Here is a 3,304-nt window from a genome sequence, read left to right as displayed (position 1 = left end):
GCCTGGCACGCACTCCCCCGTAGCCCTTCGGGCACGGGAGGTGCCCCCACGCTGCGTTGTCGGACTCATCCAAGTACGCCCAGTACGAGGATGATTCTCCGCCTTGCGATCGCACGCACCAGACGCCGCGGGCCCCGCCCTTCGGGCGGACGGCGCTACTTTCGCAACACGCCCTAGTAGACCGGCTTCTGCGGCTCGATCTGGTTGACCCAGCCGATCACACCACCGCCGACGTGCACCGCGTCCGCGAAGCCCGCCGACTTGAGCACGGCGAGCACTTCCGCACTGCGGACACCCGTCTTGCAGTGCAGGACGATCTTCTTGTCCTGCGGCAGATCCTGGAGGGCGTTGCCCATCAGGAACTCGTTCTTCGGGATCAGCCGCGCACCCGGGATGGAGACGATCTCGTACTCGTTCGGCTCGCGGACATCGATGATGTCGATGTTCTCGCCGTCGTCGATCCACTCCTTGAGCTGCTTGGGAGTGATCGTCGAGCCGAGCGCCGCCTCCTGGGCCTCCTCCGACACGACGCCGCAGAAGGCCTCGTAGTCGATGAGCTCGGTGACAGTCGGGTTCTCACCGCAGACCGCGCAGTTCGGGTCCTTGCGGACCTTGACCTGGCGGTACTGCATCTCCAGGGCGTCGTAGATCATCAGTCGGCCGAGCAGCGGCTCACCGATACCGGCGAGCAGCTTGATGGCCTCGTTGACCTGGATGGAGCCGATGGACGCGCAGAGCACGCCCAGCACGCCGCCCTCGGCGCAGGAGGGAACCATGCCCGGCGGCGGGGGCTCCGGGTACAGGCAGCGGTAGCAGGGACCGTGCTCGGCCCAGAACACGGAGGCCTGACCGTCGAAACGGTAGATCGAACCCCACACATACGGCTTGTTGAGCAGCACGCACGCGTCGTTCACCAGGTAGCGGGTGGCGAAGTTGTCCGTGCCGTCGACGATCAGGTCGTACTGGCCGAAGATCGCCATCACGTTCTCGGCTTCGAGCCGCTCTTCGTGAAGGATCACGTCGACGTAGGGGTTGATGCCCTTGACGCTGTCACGCGCGGACTCGGCCTTGGAGCGGCCGATGTCCGACTGGCTGTGAATGATCTGGCGCTGCAGATTCGACTCGTCGACTTCGTCGAACTCAACGATGCCGAGCGTGCCGACACCGGCCGCGGCCAGGTACATCAGGGCCGGCGAGCCGAGACCGCCGGCGCCCACACAGAGCACCTTGGCGTTCTTCAGCCGCTTCTGCCCGTCCATCCCGACATCCGGGATGATCAGGTGGCGGGAGTACCTGCGGACCTCGTCTACGGTGAGCTCGGCAGCCGGCTCGACCAGGGGTGGCAGCGACACGGAGACCTCATCAATACAGCTGGTCGTTGTCAGTACGGTTGTTCTCGCTGTAACAGTGCCACGCGCCTTCTCATTCCGAGACACCCGGTCCGATCTGCGAGACGATTTCGTCCCAGTAGCCGGGCAGCGCGTCGAATGCCCCGCTCTGTCCCACCCGGCCTCCCGCCGGACCTCCCACCCGGCCGCACGTCCGGCCACCCGTCCGATCGGTGAAGAAGATCGTTCCCGCTCCCTGCCAGCGGGCGATCCGCACCGCCTCCTCCAGATGGGTCCGCGGCACGCCGTGCACAAAGTGCGCAAAACGCTCCGGCGGGTAGTCCGCGGTCCACTCCGCCACCTGGGACCAGCGGTAGTCGGCCCACGGCCCGGAGAAGGTGACGAGCTGGTCGGCGGCCTCGGCGTACCCCGGATACGGGTGTGTGCCATGGCCCAGGACCAGGTGCCCGCCGTCCAGGACCGCCTCCAGCGTGGCCGTCGTACGCCGCACCTGGGGCAGGTCCGCGCGCTCGACCGGGCAGCGGTCCAGCAGGAACCCTCCGACCCGGTACCAGTCGAGGTAGCGGTGGGCGTTGGCGACGATCTCGCCGAAGGGACGGGTGCCGTGCGCGAGATCGAGATGGCCGAGCACCCGGATCCCGGCGTTGCCGAGCTTCCCCGCGGCCTCCAGACAGTGCGGGTCGGGGCAGGTACCGGGCCCGTCCGCGACATTGAGCACCGCCCAGTGCAGCGGGGTGCCCGGCCGGGTCAGCTCGGCCCATTCGACCGGGGCGAGCAGCGGATGCGCGTAGCCCGGGACGCCGAAGCCGAGCCGGTCGGCGCCGGTCGCGGAGAGCGTGGCGTCCGTGGTGATCAGATGCGGCATGCCGCCTCCATCCAGATGTCCGCGAGGGACTCCTCCAGGTTGATCCGGGGCCGCCAGCCCAGCCGGTCGCGGGCGGTGCGCACATCCGCCTGCTGCCAGCTGCCGCAGCCGTCGGGGTAGGGGTACGGGGTGGCGCCCAGGTGCTCGGTGAGGGACTCGGGGCCACGGGGGGCTCCGATGACGGGGTAGCCGGGGCGCGTGGGGGGCGTGTCGAGTTCATGGAGCGCGCCGGCGTAGCCCGCGACCCGGGCGAGTACGGCGGCGGCGTCACGCAGCCGTACGGCCCGGCCGGTGCCGATGTTGACGACGCCCTGGGCGGCGGAGAGGGAGGCGGCGTGCACGGCACGCGCCACGTCCCGCACGTCGACGAAGTCGCGCTGCACGCCGAGGCCGCTGAGCTTGAGCTCGCCGTCGCCGGACTGCATGGCACGGCGCATGGCCTCGGCGAGCCGGCCGAGCGGTGATCCGGCGGGGGTGCCGGGACCGACGGGTGAGAAGACCCGCAGTACGACCGCGTCCAGGCCGGATCCCAGGACCAGTTCGGTCGCGGCGAGCTTCGAGACGCCGTACGGGCCGCCGGGGCGTGGTACGGCGTCCTCCGCGGTCGACGAGCCGGGCTGCGAGGGCCCGTACTCGGAGGCGCAGCCGAGCTGGACGAGCCGGGCCTCGCAGCCGCTGCGTCGCAGTGCCTCGCAGACGGTGGCGACGGCCACGGTGTTGTGCCGGGTGAGTTCGCGGGCACCGCCGCGGGTGGCGCCCGCGCAGTTGATCACGACTCCGGGGTGGACGGCGTCCAGGAAGCGGGTGAGCGCTCCCGGGCTGCCGCCCGCGAGGTCGAACCGTACGTCGGCGTCGTCGCCACGCCCCAGCGCGGTGAGGTGCACGGCCGGATCGGCCAGCAGCCTGTCGGCGACGAAACGGCCGAGGAATCCATTGGCTCCGAGCAGCAGCACCCTCATCGCGCGGCTCCTCGGGGCCGACGGGCCGGTGCTGGGTGGTGCGGGGTCATTGTCGTTCGTCTCCTCAGGGGTGGGTGTGTCGGGTGGGTGCCCGCGGCGTCGGCTCCGCGGGAGCGCGGGGGGGCAGGTGG

3 protein-coding genes are annotated in these 3,304 nt (G+C 70.2%); all 3 read right to left on the bottom strand.

Translation table 11 applies throughout. The features are described from left to right. Positions 1 to 173: 173 nt before the first annotated feature. Complete coding sequence (gene moeZ, locus ACWGI8_RS41935; RefSeq protein WP_453668713.1) at positions 174 to 1,352, bottom strand: adenylyltransferase/sulfurtransferase MoeZ; 1,179 nt, start codon at positions 1,350 to 1,352, stop codon at positions 174 to 176. 70 nt (positions 1,353 to 1,422) lie between these two features. Then, positions 1,423 to 2,214: a spherulation-specific family 4 protein gene (locus ACWGI8_RS41930; protein ID WP_453668712.1), complete on the bottom strand. Its 792-nt coding sequence runs from the start codon at positions 2,212 to 2,214 to the stop codon at positions 1,423 to 1,425. Continuing rightward, a complete protein-coding gene (locus ACWGI8_RS41925) occupies positions 2,202 to 3,173 on the bottom strand; it encodes an NAD-dependent epimerase/dehydratase family protein (RefSeq protein ID WP_453668711.1) in 972 nt (323 codons plus the stop codon). Before ACWGI8_RS41925 ends, ACWGI8_RS41930 begins: the two co-directional genes overlap by 13 nt. Positions 3,174 to 3,304: the final 131 nt, after the last annotated feature.

The sequence above is a fragment of the Streptomyces sp. NPDC054841 genome (genome assembly GCF_053611045.1).
This window is presented reverse-complemented; position numbering and strand designations above follow the sequence as displayed.

Bases quoted from the DNA above. Each gene is read 5' to 3' on its own strand.
- ACWGI8_RS41930 (WP_453668712.1), bottom strand. From the start codon at position 2,214: ATGCCGCATCTGATCACCACGGACGCCACGCTCTCCGCGACCGGCGCC.
- ACWGI8_RS41925 (WP_453668711.1), bottom strand. From the start codon at position 3,173: ATGAGGGTGCTGCTGCTCGGAGCCAATGGATTCCTCGGCCGTTTCGTC.